Below are 2,196 nucleotides of genomic sequence, written 5' to 3' on the forward strand. Positions count from 1 at the left end.
ACAGCCGTCTATTCTTCCGGCTTCACGTACGGATGCTCCACGGTCGGCGGCAGCAGCGCGATCGCCGACAACCGCCGGACCCCGCACACCTGCATCAGGTCAACGACGATGGACCGCAGCTGAGCGAACACCACGTGCGCCGACAACCCCGACCCGTCCACCAGATCCTTGGTCGCCCCCTTGGCCACTCGCCGCAGCACCCGGGTCGCCTCGGCGGCGTCGGGCTGTTCACCCGGATCGGCGATCATGTAGCGGCGCACCACGTCCACCGCCTTGCCCAGGTCTTCCACCTCGTCGACCATCCGCGGGTCGAGGATCTCGTCGTCACGCACCAGGGTCAGCGCGCGGCGCAGCAGCACGCGGGTGTTGCGGACGGCGTTGTCGAGCGGGTCGGCGGCGGTGCGGATGGTCTCCAGCCGCCGTCGCGAATTCCAGTACAGCGGCGAGATGCGGCTGACCTCGCGGCCGCCCTCCAGCGCGCTGCGCAGCCCGTCGATCTGCGACTGCGTGCCGCGGGCGGATTCCAGTGCGAGCTTGACCTTTTCGGAGTCCTGCTCGTGCAGCCCGTCGGCGCAGTCGGTGAGCGCCTTGCCCATCACCGACAGAATGTCGGCGGCCTGCTGGCGCGCGCGCCGCACCGGATGCAGCGGGATGACGGCCACCACCACGATGCCGACCATGCCACCGATCAGGGCGTCGATCATCCGGTTGGCGCCGCCGCCGGTGTGCGGTGGCATCAGCGTCGCCACCAGCACCGCGGAGCTGGCCGCCTGCATGGGGATGATCGCGCCGCCGTCGAGGAAGACAGCGGTCGCCATCGCAACCGCCACCACCAGCGCGATCTGCCACGGCCCGGTCCCGACGCGGGCGATGAAGAAGTCGCCGATACCGATGCCGACCGCGACCCCCGCGACGAGCTCCACCGAGCGCCGCAGCCGCGCCCCGAACGAGACGCCGATCGAGATGACGGCCGCCATCGGGGCGAAGAACGGCTGCGGGTGGCCGACCACGTGGTGGGCGAGGAACCAGGCCAGCGCCGCGCCGACCGCGCACTGGACGATCGGGAGCGCGGACTTGCGCAGCCGCTGCCGGGCGTTGCGCAGGCGCTGCCTACCGCTGTCGCGGACGGCCTCGATGTTGAGCGATGTCGCGTTGGCCAATGCGATGTGCGGTCAGTCCAGGCCGAGTTCGGCTGCGGCCCGCGGATCGCAATCCTCGAGCAGGTCCAGGCAGCGGGCGTATTCGTCGGCCTCGCCGATCACTCGCGCGGCCCGCGCGAGCGCGCCGACGCAGCGCAGGAAGCCGCGGTTGGGCTCGTGGCTCCACGGCACCGGGCCGAAGCCCTTCCACCCGTTGCGGCGCAGCAGGTCCAGGCCGCGGTGGTAGCCGGTGCGCGCGAAGGCGTAGGCGGCAATGATGTCGGGGCTCACCTGACCGGCGCCCTCGACCTCGGCGCCCTCGGCCTGGGCGCGGGCCAGCGCGTTGTCGGCGAGCTGGGCCCAGGCGATCGATGCGGTCGGGTTGGCGGCGGCCACCTGCACCGGGTCCTCGTTGTCCAGCAGGGCCTGTTCCGCATCGGAGTTTTCGGGTAGCAGTACCGGTTGTGGTCCGAGCAGATCGCCGAAGGAGGTCATGCGGTTCATTATCTACGTCGCCGTTGCCGGAGCCCGACGTGGTTGCACAAATCGGCTGTCGACGCCGCATTGTGCACCGCCGCCCGAAATGCTCGTCACGCGTACTTCCGTATTCACTCCGGCCATGCGCGGGCTTAGGGCGGCTATGGCCGACTGCGCCCATTAGGCTGACCGTCGAGTTCACTGTTGACGTTGAGCGAGGGGTAGCGCGTGTCCGACCCGAACGACGATCAGAAGCCCGAACGGCAGGCTCAGCCCGGGTCCGCCGGTGCCGAGCAGCGCCCTGCACCCGGTACACCGCCGTCCGGCGGCACCGGACCGGACGCGGGCGGATCCGACGCCGGAAAGACGCAGCGCATCTCCCGCGACCAGCTCCCCGCCGACCGGACCGAGCGCGCCCCCGCCGGACCGACCGAGCCGATCGTCTCCCCGTCGGCGCAGACGGAGGCCATCCGGAAGGATCCGGGTGCCGCGAAGCCAGGGGTGGCCCCGCCCCCGCAGCCGCCCATCCCGCCGCGTCCCGGCGCCGCCTCGCCCGCGCGTCCCGGCCAGGCCTCGGGGG

General features: G+C 71.6%; 2 protein-coding genes and 1 pseudogene. 1 reads left to right on the forward strand and 2 read right to left on the reverse strand.

Annotation, left to right across the window (positions count from 1 at the left end; all coding sequences use genetic code 11):
* Positions 1 to 8 precede the first annotated feature (8 nt).
* Together NM1_RS35815 and NM1_RS35820 are read right to left on the reverse strand one after the other, a co-directional pair.
* Positions 9 to 1,160, reverse strand: a complete 1,152-nt coding sequence (locus NM1_RS35815) for an FUSC family protein (RefSeq protein ID WP_246011519.1) — start codon at positions 1,158 to 1,160, stop codon at positions 9 to 11.
* Between the two features lie 12 nt (positions 1,161 to 1,172).
* The gene (locus NM1_RS35820; RefSeq protein ID WP_068030777.1) at positions 1,173 to 1,634 is read right to left on the reverse strand and encodes a DUF3151 domain-containing protein; all 462 of its coding nucleotides are present in this window, start codon (positions 1,632 to 1,634) and stop codon (positions 1,173 to 1,175) included.
* 210 nt (positions 1,635 to 1,844) lie between these two features.
* On the opposite strand from NM1_RS35820, the pseudogene NM1_RS35825 reads away from it, so the two are divergent.
* Positions 1,845 to 2,196 (forward strand): annotated as a pseudogene (locus tag NM1_RS35825) (hypothetical protein); the annotation flags it as partial.

Origin of the sequence: Nocardia mexicana NBRC 108244 (genome assembly GCF_001613165.1) — a bacterium.
GTDB lineage: Bacteria > Actinomycetota > Actinomycetes > Mycobacteriales > Mycobacteriaceae > Nocardia > Nocardia mexicana.